This is a genomic window from Streptomyces sp. NPDC048671 (genome assembly GCF_055587045.1).
This window is the reverse complement of record NZ_JBVJHB010000010.1, coordinates 144,185-159,020: the sequence shown is the minus strand read 5'-3', so window position 1 is coordinate 159,020 and position 14,836 is coordinate 144,185. Positions and strand designations below refer to the sequence as shown.

The 14,836-nt window shown below is 68.8% G+C and carries 11 protein-coding genes; 7 read left to right on the top strand and 4 right to left on the bottom strand.

Going from position 1 to position 14,836, the window contains the following annotated elements; genetic code table 11:
* Positions 1-123: 123 nt before the first annotated feature.
* Positions 124-771 carry a cyclodeaminase/cyclohydrolase family protein gene (locus tag ACZ6S6_RS21625; protein WP_469706618.1) on the top strand — a complete coding sequence of 216 codons (648 nt, stop codon included), beginning with the start codon at positions 124-126 and terminating at the stop codon, positions 769-771.
* A 272-nt stretch (positions 772-1,043) separates the two neighbouring features.
* Here the strand turns inward: ACZ6S6_RS21625 and ACZ6S6_RS21620 are convergent, their stop codons facing one another.
* Complete coding sequence (locus ACZ6S6_RS21620) at positions 1,044-1,535, bottom strand: histone deacetylase (RefSeq protein ID WP_469706617.1); 492 nt, start codon at positions 1,533-1,535, stop codon at positions 1,044-1,046.
* Positions 1,536-2,051: 516 nt separating this feature from the next.
* Between ACZ6S6_RS21620 and ACZ6S6_RS21615 the strand changes: the two genes are divergently transcribed.
* Together ACZ6S6_RS21615 and ACZ6S6_RS21610 are read left to right on the top strand one after the other, a co-directional pair.
* Positions 2,052-3,071, top strand: coding sequence for an ABC transporter permease (locus tag ACZ6S6_RS21615; protein ID WP_469706616.1), 1,020 nt, complete (start codon positions 2,052-2,054; stop codon positions 3,069-3,071).
* A gap of 818 nt (positions 3,072-3,889) precedes the next feature.
* Positions 3,890-7,108: an AfsR/SARP family transcriptional regulator gene (locus ACZ6S6_RS21610; protein ID WP_469706615.1), complete on the top strand. Its 3,219-nt coding sequence runs from the start codon at positions 3,890-3,892 to the stop codon at positions 7,106-7,108.
* 173 nt (positions 7,109-7,281) lie between these two features.
* On the opposite strand, the gene ACZ6S6_RS21605 is transcribed toward ACZ6S6_RS21610, so the two are convergent.
* Genes ACZ6S6_RS21605 through ACZ6S6_RS21595 form a run of 3 tightly spaced genes read right to left on the bottom strand, consistent with a single transcriptional unit; the run spans position 7,282 to position 10,039 of the window.
* A complete protein-coding gene (locus ACZ6S6_RS21605; protein ID WP_469706614.1) occupies positions 7,282-7,860 on the bottom strand; it encodes a hypothetical protein in 579 nt (192 codons plus the stop codon).
* On the bottom strand, positions 7,857-9,308 hold the full coding sequence (locus ACZ6S6_RS21600) for a sensor histidine kinase (RefSeq protein WP_469706743.1): 1,452 nt from the start codon (positions 9,306-9,308) through the stop codon (positions 7,857-7,859). Before ACZ6S6_RS21600 ends, ACZ6S6_RS21605 begins: the two co-directional genes overlap by 4 nt.
* A gap of 38 nt (positions 9,309-9,346) precedes the next feature.
* Positions 9,347-10,039 (bottom strand): response regulator, encoded by a 693-nt coding sequence (locus ACZ6S6_RS21595; protein ID WP_469706613.1) that lies wholly within the window; start codon positions 10,037-10,039, stop codon positions 9,347-9,349.
* A gap of 247 nt (positions 10,040-10,286) precedes the next feature.
* Between ACZ6S6_RS21595 and ACZ6S6_RS21590 the strand changes: the two genes are divergently transcribed.
* From ACZ6S6_RS21590 to ACZ6S6_RS21575, 4 genes are all read left to right on the top strand, one after another.
* Positions 10,287-11,192 (top strand): hypothetical protein, encoded by a 906-nt coding sequence (locus ACZ6S6_RS21590; protein WP_362959528.1) that lies wholly within the window; start codon positions 10,287-10,289, stop codon positions 11,190-11,192.
* On the top strand, positions 11,189-12,667 hold the full coding sequence (locus ACZ6S6_RS21585; protein ID WP_469706612.1) for a peptidoglycan-binding protein: 1,479 nt from the start codon (positions 11,189-11,191) through the stop codon (positions 12,665-12,667). Before ACZ6S6_RS21590 ends, ACZ6S6_RS21585 begins: the two co-directional genes overlap by 4 nt.
* A gap of 86 nt (positions 12,668-12,753) precedes the next feature.
* Entirely contained in the window at positions 12,754-13,431 is a 678-nt protein-coding gene (locus ACZ6S6_RS21580; RefSeq protein ID WP_362959780.1) for an ABC transporter ATP-binding protein, read from the top strand.
* Positions 13,428-14,708 carry an ABC transporter permease gene (locus ACZ6S6_RS21575; RefSeq protein WP_469706611.1) on the top strand — a complete coding sequence of 427 codons (1,281 nt, stop codon included), beginning with the start codon at positions 13,428-13,430 and terminating at the stop codon, positions 14,706-14,708. Before ACZ6S6_RS21580 ends, ACZ6S6_RS21575 begins: the two co-directional genes overlap by 4 nt.
* Positions 14,709-14,836 lie beyond the last annotated feature (128 nt).

The window sequence follows — 14,836 nt, the reverse complement described above, 5'->3', positions numbered from 1 at the left end:
ATTACGCACAGTGTGCCCGTTGTTGACATCCTCGTCACGAGCGCCGATATCCGGCCATCTGCGTCCCGATGCCCGTCATCGTCGCCCGGCCGAGACACACCGTCCTTGCCGAGGGAGACTTGCGTGCGAGACGAAACCGTTGGCGGATGGCTCGACGCTCTGGCCTCCGCGTCGTTCCCGCCGGGAGCAGGGGCGGCCGCGGCGATGAATACCGCGGTGGGCGCCGCCCTGATCTCCATGGTCTGCAACCTCAGCATCGGCCATCCGAAGTGCGCGGCCCACGCATCCGACCTGGTCGCCGCACAGGCGGCCGCCGAGGACCTGCGGAGCACCGCCCTCGGCCTGGCAGCGGACGACGCGGCCGCCTTCGGCGCCGTACTCGCCGCACACCGGTTGCCCGGAACCACCGCCTCGGGCACACGAGCACGCGCCGCGGCCGTCCAGGCGGCGCTGACCGCCGCGACCGAAGTACCGCTGCGCACCGCGCGAACCGCGGCCGAAGTGATTCGGCTCGCCCGCGGGCTCATCGCCGTAGCCAGAGCGGATGTCGTCGCGGACCTCGCCGTTGCCGCGTCCTCCGCCCGTGCGGCCCTGGACACCGCGGCGCTGATCGCGGAGGCCAATCTGTCCGGGATCGCCGACACCGAACACCGCTCGGCCGCCCGGCTCCAGCTTGTCCGCTCCCTCGAAGCCGTCGCCGAATCCGAAGCGATCACGGCCGAGATCCGCGCAAGGTACACCCGGCGGGAACCGCCGGTGACTCCCGTATAGCGTGCGGCGACCGGCAGGATCTCCGCGGTCACCGAGCTGGCGGACCGGTGTCACGCACCGGTGTCACGCACCGGTGTCACGGACCCGCCCGACAACCGCCCGAGCAGGGATACCGACTGCTCCGAGTGGGGAAGCGTTCCGGACGTATTCCTCGATCCGCACCCATCGGACCCGGACGCCGCGAAGCGGATTCGGATGAACGGCTGAACGGCCCTCTGACGGCCCACGGACGGCCCGACCGACATCACCGCTCAGGCCGACCGAGCTGCGGGTCACATCGTGATCAGGTCCCGGATCGCCTGTTCCGACCAGTGGCCGGCGGCCCCCCGCGACGAGGCGACGTAGGCCGCCACGGTGCCCACATCCCACTTCCCCGCCTCAAGCAAGCCGGATGCGAGGACCTGCACGTACGCCCGAGAGGGAGGTACCAAGGTCACTTCGTCGGCATGCCAGGGCGCGGTGAAGGTGAGGACCGGCAGCCCGTCCAGCTGTCCGGCGCACACCAGCGTCTCGTACCGCCCGTTCCCCAGCTGTGCGACGCCTGACGTGAGCACTGCACTGAGATCGAGGTCTTCGCCGGGGCTCTTGTACATCTCCTGAGCGGCGATGTCCGCGAACTGCGACGCCGAAACAAGGTGGGCGCGGGCATAGACCCGCCCGTCTCGTTCCGGGTCATAGAAGGCTCGCCCGCCGCCCCAGACGGGCGACTCCGTGGCGAAATAGAGCGCGCCCCTCAGTTCCACCGGAACGGATCGGCTGGGCATGCGCTGGTCCCTGCACCCCGGATACGCCCTGCCGGCGCCGGGTGGCCGGCCACCCTTGATGTAAGAGGCAAGCCGGTCGAGATGCATGTTCGACCCGTACGAGGTGTACCAGACACGCTCTGGCACGGACCTCCCCACGGCTCCCGGCTCGATGGAATGCGCGCCAACCATGACGCCTCCCTTCCTGGCTCTGCTTCCGCCCAGCGATGCGGTGGCCCGCGACTGCCGGCAACGCGGCAACGGCCGCCACCACGCAGTCCAGGCAGTCAATCAGTCAGTCAGGCTGCACGACCCGGTGGCGGGCAAGCACGGCCCTGGCCGTCAATCCGCCGACGGCATTCAGCCGAACGGGGGAGGGGGCGCCCGGGGGAGGCGTGGTCTCCCTGTCTGGCACCGGGGGCGGCCGAGGATGTGGTGGTTGCGGTTTGAACCGAGCAACAACGGCTGAGTGCGGGAGTTCATGTGTCGAATGCGGTGGATCGGTCAGCAGCGGACAGAGGCGGCGCTTGGGCAGAGTTGCGCGATGCGATCTCGACCAGGGCCGTGCTCGTCATGGTCGGGGTGCTCCTGCTCCAACTGGGCTTCGCCCTCTCCTATATGGGGGCCTTCCACGCCCCGAAACCTCACCGGGTCCCGATCGTGGTGGTCGCACCGGAGGCCATGGAGAGGGACCTGGTGGCCCGGCTCAACGCGCTGCCGGGCGACCCGTTGCTCGTCAGCTCCGTCGCCGACCGGACCCAGGCCCGGTCCCGCCTTCTCGACCGGCGCACGGACGCGGCCCTCGTCGTCGACGCGGCCGGGCGTACGGACACCTTGCTGGTCGCCTCGGCGGGTGGGCCTTCGGCAGCAGACGCCGCCACGAAGGTGGTGCAGGCGGTCGAACGGACCCAGGGCCGCGACATCGTCGTGCGTGACATCCGTCCGCCCGCGGCGGGCGACTCGCGAGGGCTCTCGTCCTTCTACCTGGTCCTCAGCTGGACGATCGGCGGCTACCTCGCCGCGTCGGCCCTGAATATGGCGGCCGGTTCCAAGCGCCCCACACTCCGCCGCATTCTCGTGCGCCTGGCGGCGATGGTGCCCTACGCCTTCATCTCCGGTATCGGAGGCGCGATCATCGTCGGACCCGTGCTGCACTGCCTGCCGGGCTCCTTCTGGGAGCTCGTCGGCATCGGTACGCTGGTGGTGTTCGCCTCCGGGGCCGTGGGCGTGGCCCTGCAGTCGTTGGCCGGGACGGTCGGCCTGGGCCTCACCATCCTCATCTTCACCATCCTCGGCAATCCCAGCTCGGGCGGGGTGTATCCCGCATCGTTGCTGCCGCCGTTCTGGCGCGCGATCGGCCAGGGGCTGCCGCCCGGCGCCGGCACGACCGTGGTGCGCAATACCGTGTACTTCGACGGCAACGCCACCACCGGCGCCCTGTGGATCCTCGGCGCCTGGGCCTTCGGCGGAATCGCCGCCGCGATCCTGTCCGCAGCCGTGCGCGGCCGGCGCCGCAAGGTAGTCGCCCCAGGGGTCGCCCAAGGAGTGGACCACTGAGCGGCTCCGCTCACTCATCGCTCGCGTAAGCCCCCCACGGCACCCCAGCCATCTGACGCGCCATGCTCCGAGCATCAGAGAACCCCAGGTCACGTGTCACGTGACCTGGGGTTTCGTCGAGCCCCCGCAACGGCCCCAGCCCTGCTTCCCGCAGTCAGGCTGAGGTTCGTTCAGGCCGGGGTTACTTCAAGGCTTTAAACGGCCACGGATGAGGAAGGAGCGTCTGATGTCATGCCCAGCATGATGCATTTGGCCTGAACTTTGGTGTCACCCGTACGCTCGAAGCCAGCCGCAGAGTGCGGCGGTGCGACCGGCGCGACGATCGCAGACTGGGCGGCCGGTGGGTTGCTTCCGGCGGATACCACTGGGGCGTTGACAAACAGTCCTGCGGCCATGAACCCACCAGCGATGCCCCGCGCAGCCGTCTTCACGTGCGTTTTTCCCCGTCCCGAAGATCATCGTACAAGGGGAGGGTACCGCCATCCGGGGGGAACCCGACGCCAAGCGACGTGCCCGCCAGGACGGCACCTCCGCAAGGGAGTATTCCGAAGGGCATCACGCCAACAGCGCCTCTGACCACCGGCAAACGCCATGGCCGAAATAGCACGTTAATCATTGTAAAGACTTGAGTATTTAATCATACAGATTACACATCTCAGCAGCCGCCCGGAAATGTGTGCGACCGAAACGCCCGCTACAGCAAGCCAGTCCAGGAAAGGGCGGCGTTTCGGCCAGACTCGGTCGCCACATGGCGACCTTGGTCACCGCGTGTCATGCTCATGGCCCTAGTTGGGCGATCCAGCGGGAGGGCAGCGCTGGTGGAATTTCACATTCTCGGGCCTGTGCTGCTCGGGCTGCGAGGCGATTGGGTGGACCTCGGATCCGATAAGGAGCGGATCGTCCTCGCGTCACTCGCGCTCGACGTGGGGCGCCCGGTCGCTCTGGCCACGTTGATGGACAGGCTCTGGGAGGGGGATGCCCCGCCACGAGGGCGGGCCGGCGTCCACACCTATGTCTCCCGGCTGCGCAGGCGCATACGACGCGCCGGCGCCGATGCCGGCACGAGCCAACGTGTCGACGATGACCCGGCTGCGCCGAGAATCATCGGTCGCGCCCACACGTACGAGCTGGAAATGCCACCTGACGGAGTGGACTGGTACCGCTATCAACGTCTGGTGGAGGCAGCAGCCGTTGAACCCGAAGAGCGAACCGTGGAATTGCTGCGCAGTGCGGATGCGCTCTGGCGGGGAGAGGCGCTCTCAGGACTGCCTGGATTGTGGGCGGAGACGGTGCGCACCTCGCTCGCCGAACATCGGCTTGCCGCGACCATCACGCGGAGTGCGGCCCAACTGAGGCTGGGCGACTATGTCTCACTGATCAGCGAGTTACCGGCTCTGGCTCAAGAACATCCCCAGGACGAGACGCTGCTCGGCCAACTGGCAGTGGCGTACTACGGGAGCGGGCGGTTCGTGGAGGCGCTCCGGATTCTGCAGCAGGCCCGTCACCGGCTGCTGAAGGAGTACGGAGCCCGTCCGAGCGATGAACTCAACCTTCTGCACCGGGGGGTACTGGACAGACGACCGGTCGCCGAGCTGGTAGAGGCACTCACCGCGCCGAGCAACAGGGCCGCCACGCCCGTGGTCACACCGTCCGGGACGGCTGCCGGTTCGTCTGCCGCCACGCCCAGGGCCCTGCCGCACCAACCGCCTCTGGTAGGCCGGCACCGCGAGCTGGCAGCGCTGACTGACACGGTGACCGCGAACGGGTCGGTGGTCTCCCTGGAGACGGTCAGCGGCATGCCGGGCGTAGGCAAGACCGCTCTCTCCGTGCACGCGGCAGAGCGACTGTCTTCACGCTTCCCCGATGGGCAGCTCTATCTGAACCTGCGCGCCCACTCCCCCGCTCAGGAACCGATGAGCCCAGGTGAAGCGCTCTCCACGCTGCTGCGCATGCTGGGTGCTCCCGCCTCAGCCATCCCGGTCGAGACAGTTGAACAAGTCTCCCTGTGGCGGGCGATGATGGCCGAACGCCGTGCCATCGTGGTTCTCGATGACGCCGCGAGTGCCACTCAGGTCAGACCCCTATTACCGGCCGGCTCACCGTCCCTGGTCATCATCGCCAGCAGGCGGCATCTCACGGGCATTCCCGAGGCGAGGTCCCTCCTTCTGGATGTGATGTCAACCGGCGATGCGATCGCGCTGTTTCGGAGTTTCGCGGGCGAGGAGCGCACACAGGAGACAGCGGTCGTCGGCCTGATCGCGGAACAGTGCGGCTTGCTGCCGTTGGCCATCGAGCTGGTGGCCAACCGTTTCCGTACTCGCCCGTCCTGGACCCTGACGACGCTGAGCGAAAGGCTGTCCCGCGAGCCGGACCGGCTGGGCGAGATCCACGACGCGGACAACGATGTGGCTCGGGCCTTCGACCTCAGTTATCGCGACCTTTCCGAAGTCCAGCGCTCCGCGTTCCGCCTGCTCAGCCTCCACCCCGGCGCCGACTTCACCCCCGAAGTCGCCGCAGCCATGCTCGACCTGACACGCAGCGCCACCGAGCGGGTGCTTGAAGCGCTCCTCGCTTGCCACTTGCTGAGGGAACCCACACCCGACCGGTACAGATATCACGACCTGCTGCGCGTTTTCGCGCGCCAACTCGCCGCGGCAGAAGACACCTCCGCCGTCCGGTCGCAGGTTCAGGACCGCGTGACGCACCACTACCTCCACGCGGCCCATCGAGCCGACCAACTGGCCTACCCTCGCCGCTTACAGATCGACGCTCCACCTGGTGACCCCGGACCACACCTGCCCACGTGGCCGGACCCGGACGCGGCGAAGGCATGGCTGAGCACAGAGCACGGGAACCTCCTGGCGGCCGAACGCCACTCCAGCACACACGGCGACACCGAGCGGGCGGCCCGGCTCGGCTACTCGCTCTCCGGCTTCCTCGACGCCGAATGCCACTGGCACGACGAGGGCGACGTACTGCAGCGAGCCGGCACGTACTGGCTGCGGCACGGCCCAGAAGCCAGCTACTGCCGGGCGTTGCTCGGCCTGACCGCCGTTCACACGAGCACCGGACGCTACCCGCAAGCCGGCGAGACCGGCACCCGAGCACTGGAGATCGCCCGCTCCGGCGGCGACAGCAAGGCGGAGGGCGAAGCGTTACGGATGCTGGGCACCCTCGGCTGGAGCCGCGGCGAGAACACGACCGCGCTGCGGACCTTCCAGGAGTCGCTTGCCATCCAGGAGGCATCCGGCGACCTCTGGGAGACATCCCGGTTGAACAGCAACATTGGGGTCACACTGCTCTTCCTCGGTCAGAACGACCGAGCCCACCAGCACTTCGAAGCGGCTCTGGCCGGATTCAGGGATACGGGGGACAGGGCATCGGCTGCCAAAGTCCTCAACAACGTGGGCGACCACCACCTGCGCAACGGTGACCTCCAATCCGCCCGCCTCGCTTTCGAAGAGGCCCTGGCGTTCCTGGATTCGGGCGGAAATCGGTACGACCAGGCCACCGTACGCAGCAGCCTCGCCGATGTCCTCATGGAACTCGGTGAGACGCACACGGCTCTGGACCTGTACCTCGACACACTCCAGACGTTCCAGTCGCTGGGCGACAAAAAGAGCCAAAGCGAGGCTCTCGTGGGCATCGGCGAGGCGCACCGTGCGGCCGGCAATGCCGGGGAGGCCCTGAAGTACCACCGAGAGGCGCTGGAAATCACCCTCAACATCGGCGCACCCCACCAGGAGGCCCAAGCCCTGCGCGGCCTCGGGCGCGCCGAATTCGCCCTGGGACGAATGGACTCGGCGGCCCAACACCTCCGCTCGGCCGCCGCCACCGCTGCCCGCATCCAGGACCTGGACGAGGTGTCGGAAGCGAACACGGTTCTGGCCGATGTACTGGTCGCTTCCGGCGATGCAGCTGCGGCACACAGCGCGTTGCAGTCAGCACTCGACGCGCTCGGCAACCAGCGAGGCCACAGCAAGACAGCGGCGATCAACCAGCGCCTGGCTGAACTCGATAAGCGATTTCCCGGTTGACTCACAACGGCTCCGCAGACCCGGCGAGCGCCGACCGCAAGCACCCGCCGGCACTCTCGCCCACCGCCGGTGCACACCGTTTACACGTCCGGCCACAGGTGCCGGCAGCACAAGGCTTCGTACGTCCTCATGGGCAGCGTGATCGGGGAATCCGCTCGCGCGCACGCGGTCCTCTATCCGGGCCGGGAGGCAGCGCCGGGGGCCCGGCGTGCGTTGGAGCACCCCGTGCCGCTGTTCCCCTCGGCTCTCCAGCGGCCCTTGGCATCCCCCGCGGAGGCTGTCACGGTCACCGACACAGATCCGATGTCCGGGTCTTCGGCCTGACGGGCTCCGGCGGCCGTGCAGACCAGTTGGTTGAGGGAGGGGGTTACGGACAGCAGCTTGAGAGCCGCCGAAAGCTGTGGCCTGGTGTCAAAGTCCAGTTCGATCCGTACCCTGGCGCCTTCGGTCCGGACCGTCGGATCGTTCACCAGCGCCGGTAGTCCGCTGGTCAGGCCCGCGCGTCGTTCCGCGCTGTCCGGTCCCTTGAACACGGCTGCCACGGCCCCCTCGACCTCGGCCCGCCGGCCAACCTTGCGGGGGACCGCGGTCAGAGCCCGGTTCTTGAGGAAGTAGACCGTCGCAGCCGGCCGGATACCGGTGGCGCTCTCCCCCGCCTCCACCACACCGGTCGTGGGGATGCCGCAGGCGCAGAGCAGGAGCGCTGCCGCGGCCAGCAGCGCGGGCCGGGCGACCCGGTGGGCCGGTCTCATGGGTGGCTCCCCTCCTGTGGTTCGGATGGTGTCTCGTCGGGCCACAGCGGGAGTTCGACCGTGAAGACGGCGCCGCCGTGCGGACCGTTCGCCGCGTCGATGGTGCCGCCGTGCAGGTGGACGTTCTCCGCGGTGATGGCGAGTCCGAGACCGCTGCCCTCGGTTCTGGCGCGGGCGGTGTCCGATTTGTAGAAACGGTCGAAGACGTGGGGCAGGACATCTCCGGGGATGCCCGGTCCGTTGTCCAGTACCTCGATGACTGCCCACCGTCCCGTGTCCGGGTGTTCGCGCGCGTACAGGTGCAGCCGTACGGGGCACGCTCCGTGGCGCAGGGCGTTCGCGACCAGGTTCGCGACGACCACGTCAAGGCGGCGCGGGTCGAGACGGCCGCGGATCTCGCCGGGACCGGGCAGCTGGGTGTCCACCTTCTCCTGCCAGGCACGGGAGGCCAGGGTGCGGCGGACGGAATCGGCGAGGTCGATCTCGTCCAGGTGCAGTCCGGCCGCGCCCGCGTCGAAGCGGGAGATCTCCATCAGGTCCTCCACCAGGCGGGCCAGCTTGACGGTCTCCGCGCTGATGAGCCGAACCGCGGTGGCGGTGTCGGGGGCGAGCTGGGCCGCGTCCTCGTCAAGGATGTCGGTGACCGCCGACATGGCGGCCAGCGGGGTGCGCAGTTCATGCGATACGTCGGCGGCGAAGCGGCGGGCACGTGCCTCCATGCGGCGCAGCTCGGCCACCGATTCCTCCAGGGCCGCCGCCGTCTCGTTGAAGGTGTGGGAGAGATCGGCGAGTTCGTCGGAGCCGTTGACGGCGAGCCGGGTGTCCAGGTGCCCCTCGGCGACACTGCGGGTGGCGCGGCGCAGCTCGCGTACCGGCCGCAGTACTCCGCGGGCGGCCAGCAGAGCGAGCAGTACGGCGAGGATCAGTGCGGGGACCGTGGCCCGCTCCACGGCAGGGACCAGAGCCTGGATGTAGCCCTGTTCGTTGGTCTGCGGCACCGTCAGGAAGACATCGAGGCCGGAGGCGACGGAGGTGGGCCGCTGCCTGGAGTCGAAGGTGACCGGCAGGCCGACGACCAGTGCGGGCCGGCCACTGCTCGTCACACGCTGGAAGACGGTGCTCTTGCGGGAGCTCACGGCCTCGCGCATGTCGGGGGTCAGCTCGCTGAACCGGTCCTGCGGTGCGGAGGTGGCGCTGAGATGGTCGTAGGTGGCCAATATGCGCCAGTTTCCCGACGGTTCGGACCTGGCCACGTTCATGACGAACACATCCAGTTCGGCCTGGGTCGGGGGATAGTCGAGGGAGGGGGCAGAGCCGTTGACATGGTCGCGGAACCGCTGGATCACGGTGTCCTGGCTCTGTTGGAGCACCCCGGTGCGTGCTTCGCGGAAGGTCAGGGCGCCGGTGGTCAGGGTGGCGACGGAGGCGACCAGCAAGAAGGCCACCATCAGCCGGCCGCGCAGACCGCGCAGCAGCCGTGGAGCCTTCACCGGGACATGAACCGATAGCCGAAACCGCGCACGGTCCGGATGTAGTACGGCTCCCCCGGGGGCTCGCCCATCTTGGTGCGCAGCCGCTTGACGCAGGCGTCCACCAGCCGTGAGTCGCCGTGGTAGCTGTGCTCCCATACCGCTTCGAGGAGCTGCTGCCGGCTGAAGACCTGGCCGGGCGAGGCGGACAGGGTCAGCAGGAGCCGTAGTTCGGACGGGGCCAGTGCGACCGGCACGCCCCGGCGGGAGACGGTCAGTGAGGCCCGGTCGATGGTCAGCTCTCCGTGGGTCTCGATCTTCGGTATGTGACCGTCGGCGGGTGCCCCACCGGTCCGTCGCAGGACGGCACGGATACGAGCATCGAGCACCCTGGCCTGTACGGGTTTGACGACGTAGTCGTCCGCGCCCGCTTCGAGTCCGATGACGATGTCCACGTCGTCGCCCCGGGCGGTCGCCATGATGACCGGGACCTGGTCGTCGGCGGCGCGGACGCGGCGGCACACCTCCAGCCCTGGCATGCCGGGCAGCATCAGATCGAGCACCACGACATCCGGCAGGAACGACCGCAGCTGCTCCAGCCCGTCCTCGCCCGTCACGGCGCAGGCGACGTCATGTCCCTGACGGCGCAGGGCGAGCTGGATGCCCTCACGAACGGCGCGGTCGTCTTCTATGAGCAGGATACGTGGCATGCGCTCAGTATCCGCACGAGAACGCGCAGGTCAGCGGCTGTTACCAGATGATCACATACTCGCGGGCCGAGCCTCGGCGGATCGGCTGTTGCCGTTTCATCACACTCCGGGCCAGCTCCCGTCACACCGTGCGCCCAGGATCGACCGCCGTGACCGCACACCATGCGACGGCTTCGAGTCCCCGTTCCCGTTGTCCCGGCGCGGCAAGAGAAAAGGTCTGATCATCATGCATAAAGTCCGCGTTTCCGTGGCCACCACCCTGGCGGTGGGCCTCCTGCCGCTCCTCGCCGCCTGCGGCGGTTCGAGCGACAAGGCCGGCGCGGATCCCACCTCCTCGAACGCCTCGAACAGCAGCACCAACGCCGACGGGGCCACGCAGCTCACCGTTCCGGATGACGCGGATGACGCGACCAAGAAGGAGTACATCGAGCAGAACGCCATCTCGGCCTGCATGAAGAAGCAGGGATTCGTCTTCACACCGCATGTGGCATCGGCGAGCGCCACCGAAAGCTGGAGCGACGGGGAGGACTACGCGCAGGCGAAGAAGACCCGGCAGAAGTACGGGTTCGGCAATTACTCGGCCGCCGTGTACCCGAACAGCCACGACGCCCCCCACTCCGACGTGACGGGAAGAGGGTCAGGAAAGGTACTCACTCACGACGAGGACGAGAAGGGGCTCACCCCCGCCCAGCAGAAGGCCTACTCGGAGGCGCTGTCAGGCCCCCCGGCCAAGACCAAGGCGGAAGAGAAGATCGGCGGCTGCCAACTCAAGGGATCGGAAGCGGCGAACGGACCGGCTCTCAGCGCCGCCGAGGAGAAGAAGGCGTGGGAGGCCAGGCAGGAAGAGAACCGCACCAACGGTCTTGAGCTCAACGGCGACACCCAACTGGTTCAGCTTGCACAGGAGTTCGCCACCTGCCTCAAGGGGCAGGGCATCGCGGTCAGCACCACCCAGCCGACCGGCATGGTCAGCATGGTCCGGCTGGCCCAAGACGTACCGGAGAACCACTTCAGCATGGCCAAGGAGACCGCTCTGCCGCTGCTCACCAAGGAAATCGACATCTCCCTGAAGGACCTGGAGTGCGGAAAGAAGTTCCGGGCCGCGTACTTCCCCAAGGAGAAGGCCCACCCCTACTGGGGTGAAGGCGCATGAGCCGGCTCAGCAGCCGTAAGCGGCTGGGCGCCCTGGTCGGCGTGGTGGTCCTGATCGGGGCGGGCGGCTGGTTCGCCGGTGCGCAGGTGCGCTCCCCCGCCGATGCCGCCGCCGCGCACAACGCTCCGAAGGCCGGCCCGGTGACCGTAGCGGTAGAGCGGCAGTCCCTCACCGCGACCGTGGTGGCGACGGGGTCCGTCGAGTTCGCCTCGCCACGTCCGCTCTCGCTGGCCGGTCCCGTGGGCACCGGGGCGAGCGACGAGGGGGAGCAACGGATCACCAAAGCGCCCGTCTCCGGGACCACGGTCAAGGAGGGCGACGTGCTGATGACGGTCAGCGGCCGTCCGGTGCTCGCGCTGAGCGGATCCGTACCGATGTACCGCGCATTGGGCCCGGGTGCCTCCGGCGACGATGTGAAGCAGCTCCAGAGAGCGTTGCAGCGGCTCGGGTTCGACCCCGGATCGATCAGCGGCAACTACCGCCAGGGCACTGCGGCATCAGTCGACAGCTGGTACGCGAGCAAGGGCTACGAAGCGCAGAAGCCCAGCGCGGACGACCAGCAGCAGCTGGGCCAGTTGCAGCAGGGGGTGTCCGCCGCCCAGGAGACGCTCCTCAGCGTCACCAGCGGCAGCGGCAGCGGCAGCGAGACGGAGACAAAAGCAGGCACGCGTGGCAGCTCCGGTTCGCCGAACCCGCAGTCCAGCTCCAGTTCGCCGAACCCGCAGTCCAGCACCGACGCGCAGATCCACCAGCTGCAGCTCAATTCCGCGCGCAAGACGCTGGACCTGGCCAACGCCGCCCTCAGCACCTTCCAGGCCTCCTACGGGACGAAGGTCGCGGCCGGCGAGCTCGTCTTCTTCCCGAAGCTGCCCGTACGGCTGAACAAGGTGACCGTGAAGACCGGGGACACCGTGTCCGGCCCGATCGGCACTGTCACCAGCTCCGACCTGGAGGTACAGGCGACCGTTCCCGGCACGGACGCCGAACTGCTGAGGAAGGGCATGGCCGTCGAGCTGACGACGACTGACGGGAAGAAGGCACAGGGCACGGTGTCCGCGATCGGCGCCGACGCCGCGTCCTCGACGACGGCAACGGAGGACGGCGGTGACGGATCCGCCGGGACGACATCGCAGAGCACCGGCTCCGGAGCCGACGACGCCGACGCCGACGCCACCAGCACTTCGGCCCCGGTCCAGCTGCGGATCTCCGTACCCGGCTCCGGCGACCTGACCGGCGAAGCCGAGACCGCGGTGAAGGTGACCATCAAGATCGGCGCCTCGGACGGCGAGGTACTGGTCGTGCCACTCGCCGCGATCCGGACCTCGTCCGACGGAAAGGCGCGGGTGCAGGCCGAACGCGGCGGCAAGGTGAGTGACGTCCACGTCACCGTCGGACTCTCCGCAGCGGGTCTCGTAGAGGTGAAGCCGGTCGGCAGCGCGCTGAAGCAGGGCGACCAAGTGGTGGTCGGCGAGTGACCTCCGTCCCCGACCCGGCCGCCACCACGGCCACGGCCACCGGCAGTACCGCAGCACAGGACGGCTCCGACGGCCCGGACACCGTCATCGAACTCACCGACGTGAAGCGGACCTTCGACTCCGAGCCGCCCGTTCACGCCCTGCGCGGGGTGAACCTGACCGTGCGGCGCGGCGAGCACCTCTCCATCGTCGGGCCGTCCGGTTCCGGGAAATCGACACTGCTCAACACCCTCGGGCTGCTCGACCGGCCCACCACGGGCTCCTACCGTCTCGACGGGGTGGAGACCACAGGACTCGGTGACCTCGAACGCACCGCGCTGCGCGGCAGCCGGATCGGATTCGTCTTCCAGTCCTTCCACCTCCTCCCCTACCGGACGGTGGACGAGAACGTCATGCTCGCGGAGGCGTACCGCAAACCGCGCCCCGGGCGCGCACGCGGCACCCGCCTCGCCCGCGCCCGCCAGGCACTGGAACGCGTGGGACTCGGACACCGGTCAGGCTTCAGACCCGACCGGCTGTCCGGGGGCGAACGCCAACGCGTCGCCATCGCACGTGCGTTGATCGGTGACCCCGCGCTGCTGCTCTGCGACGAACCCACCGGCAACCTGGACAGCGAGAACACCCTGTCCGTACTGGAACTCTTCGACGACCTGTGTGCCCAGGGCATGACCCTGGTCCTGATCACCCACGACGAAACGGTCAGCCGCCGAGCAGGACAGCGCGTCCGCATCACCGACGGCCACCTCACCCCGGAGGCCGAATGAGACTCGCGGTCAGGACGAAGACGACACCGGCCCACGCGCGGACACCGGCCGGGGGCCGTACCGAACGCCCCTGGATGGACCCCCGAGACCTGTGGACGGAAGCCCTCGCCGGCGTACTCGCCCGCCCCGTACGATCCGCGCTCACCACGCTCGGCACCGTGCTAGGCATCGCCACCCTCGTCATCACCATCGGAGTGGCCTCCACCGCGGGCAACCAGATCGTCGGCCGGTTCGACGCACTCACCGCGACCTCCGTGACCGTGACAGTGCCACCCGCGCCCGACGGTTCGGACGCGAAACCTCTGGTGGACTGGTCGGGGACCGACGCGGTCCGGCGGCTGACCGGCGTGGAATCGGTCGCCGCCCTCGCCGACTCCGCCACGACCAACAGCATCCAAGTCCGGTCCAACGACGTAAAGGCACCCGGCGACGTCTCCGGCCAGACGCTGGCCGTGGTGGCCGCCTCCGCGGACCTTCCCAGCGGGGTACGCGGCGCGATGGCCGCTGGGCGGTTCTACGACTCCGGCGACATCGGCCGGCACGCCCAGGTGGCGGTCCTCGGCGACCAGGCGGCGCGGCTGCTGGGCATCAGCCGGGTGCAGGACTCCCCGGCGGTCTTCTTCCAGGGCCAGTCGTACACCGTCATCGGCATCCTCGACGGCATCAAGCGTGAGCAGCGGCTGTCCACCGCCGTGATGCTCCCGCCCACCACCGCCGCGGACCGCCTCGGCCTGCGCGACGTCACCCGCGTACTCGTCAACACCGCGATGGGCGCGGCCCAGCAGGTGGCGCGCCAGGCGCCGATCGCCCTGGCCCCCGGACAGGAGAAATCCCTCACGGTCGTGGCACCGGCCGACCTGTCCAAGGCCCGCGACGGCGTCCAGAGCGACGTCAACGGTCTCTTCCTCATCCTCGGCCTGGTCTCCCTCGTGGTCGGCGCGATCGGCATCGCCAACGTCACCCTGGTGACGGTGATGGAACGGGTCGGCGAAATCGGACTGCGCCGCGCGCTGGGCGCGTCGCGACGGCAGGTGGCCGGCCAATTTCTCCTTGAGTCGACGACGATCGGCCTGCTCGGCGGCATCGTCGGCGCGGCGCTGGGCATCGCCGTCGTGGTGTGCGTCGCCGTCTTCAAGCAGTGGACCCCGGTACTCGACCTGGGCCTCGCCTTCGGCGCCCCCGTCGCCGGAGCCCTCGTCGGCCTGCTCGCCGGCGCCTACCCGTCACTGCGCGCCGCACGCATGGAACCGGTCGACGCGCTGCGCGCACCCTCCTGAGAGTGCCGAAGCCCGCCCGGTTGACGGCTGCCGCGGTCGAGAGCGTCGCCTTTTGCAATTTGTGCGGTAGTCGCCGCGAAAAGGATCATGGCGTGAAATCAACTGGAGCGACCGCTCTTTAGAAGAGC